This window comes from Streptomyces sp. NPDC058650, from assembly GCF_042717315.1.
Classification (GTDB): Bacteria; Actinomycetota; Actinomycetes; order Streptomycetales; family Streptomycetaceae; genus Streptomyces.
This window is the reverse complement of record NZ_JBHXRL010000046.1, coordinates 1-1780: the sequence shown is the minus strand read 5'-3', so window position 1 is coordinate 1780 and position 1780 is coordinate 1. Positions and strand designations below refer to the sequence as shown.

Sequence of the window (1780 nt, the reverse complement as noted above, 5' to 3'; positions counted from 1 at the left end):
GGGCACATGTATAGTCAAGTCCATACTGCACATTTGGGAGCCGATTGTGACACCGTTGTCAAACAGGAGTTCGACGCCGGAAGGCGTACATTCGCGACCGACGATGCGGCACGTGGCCGCCCTGGCCGGCGTCGGCGTGAAGACGGTCTCGCGCGTCATCAACGGCGAGCCGAACGTCTCGGCGGCCACGATCGCCAAGGTCGAGGCCGCGGCCCGCACGCTCGACTACCAGCCCGACCTGCACGCCGGAAACCTGCGCAGGGCCGACGGCCGCACGCGCACGCTCGGCCTGCTCGTCGGCAGCGTCGACAACCCGTTCTCGGGTGCCGTGCACCGCGCCGTCGAAGACGCCGCCCTCGCTCGCGGGGTCTCGGTGTTCGCATCGAGCCTCGACGACGATCCCGACCGCGAGCAGGAGGCGGTCTCGGCCTTCCTCCGCCGCCGCGTCGACGGGCTGATCCTCACCACCATCTCCGAGAGCCAGGCCTACCTCGCGCCCGAGCTGCGGCGCGGCACCCCGGTCGTCTTCGTCGACCGCGAGCCGGCCGGCATCACCTCCGACGCCGTCGTCAGCGACAACGCCGACGGCGCCGCCCTCGCGACCCGTCACCTGCTCGAGCGCGGTCACCGCCGCATCGCCTACCTCGGCGACCGCCACGACATCCAGACCGCGCGCGAGCGCCACCGGGGCTACCTCGACGAACTCGGCCGGGCCGGCGTCTCGACCCGGGGCCAGCAGGTCATCGAAGGGCTCCACGACGAGGCGACGTCGCGCGCCGCGACCCTCGCGCTCTTCGACGGGCCGAACCCGCCCACCGCGATCTTCTCGAGCCAGAACCTCGTGACCATCGGCGTCATCCGTGCACTGCGCGAACTCGGCCGCCAGCACGACACGGCGCTCGTCGGCTTCGACGACGTGCCCCTCGGCGACCTGCTCGAACCCGGGGTGACGGTCGTGGCGCAGAACCCGCAGGCGATCGGACGCATCGCGGCCGAGCGAGTGTTCGCCCGCCTCGACGGCGACGCCTCCGCCGCAGCGCGGACCACCGTGCCGACGCGGTTGCTCGAGCGCGGCTCAGGCGAGATCGCACCGCGAGCGGAGGGCTGACCGGATGTCGCAGCAACTGCCGCAGCAACCCACCGACTCCGGCGCACGAATCACCGTCATCGGCGACGCGCTCATCGACGAGCTGCGAGACCCGAGCGGCGCTCGCGAGTTCGTCGGCGGCGCAGCACTCAACGTCGCGGTCGGGCTCGCGCTCCTCGGCGAGCAGGCGACCCTCATCGCGATGGTCGGCGACGACGAGCCGGGTGACCGCATCCGCTCGTACCTGCGCGACTACCGCGTCGGGCTGATCGAGAGCCCCTCGCCGCTCGGCACGTCTCGCGCGATCTCCGACCGCACCGAGGGTGAACCGCGATACGAGTTCAACGAGGCCGCGAAGCGGCGCGGAATCCGCTTCGGTGACGCCGTGCGATCGGCGATCGACGAGGCGGACCTCGTCGTCGTGAGCTGCTTCCCCTTCGACGACGATGCCCAGTACGCCGCGCTCGTCGAGGCGATCGACGATCCCGGTCGTCGCGTCATCGTCGACGGCAACCCCCGCGCCGGCATGCTCGCCGATCGCGCACGGTTCCTCGCGAACTTCGAGGACTTCGCGTCGCGTTCGCTCCTCGTGAAGGTCGGCGACGAAGATGCGGAGCTGCTCCTGAGAGGGTCGCTCGAGGTGTTCGTCGAGCGACTGCGCTCCGCGGGCGCACGGGCCGTGCTCGCCACGGC

The 1780-nt window shown here is 71.2% G+C and carries 2 protein-coding genes; both read left to right on the top strand.

Annotated features, from left to right (window positions below; all coding sequences use genetic code 11):
* The first annotated feature begins 103 nt into the window (after positions 1-103).
* A complete protein-coding gene (locus ACFWWU_RS37090; RefSeq protein WP_384153569.1) occupies positions 104-1108 on the top strand; it encodes a LacI family DNA-binding transcriptional regulator in 1005 nt (334 codons plus the stop codon).
* Between the two features lie 4 nt (positions 1109-1112).
* The coding region (locus tag ACFWWU_RS37085) for a carbohydrate kinase family protein (RefSeq protein ID WP_384153567.1) at positions 1113-1780 on the top strand (668 nt) is incomplete at its 3' end.

Bases quoted from the DNA above. Each gene is read 5' to 3' on its own strand.
- ACFWWU_RS37090 (WP_384153569.1), top strand. From the start codon at position 104: ATGCGGCACGTGGCCGCCCTGGCCGGCGTCGGCGTGAAGACGGTCTCG.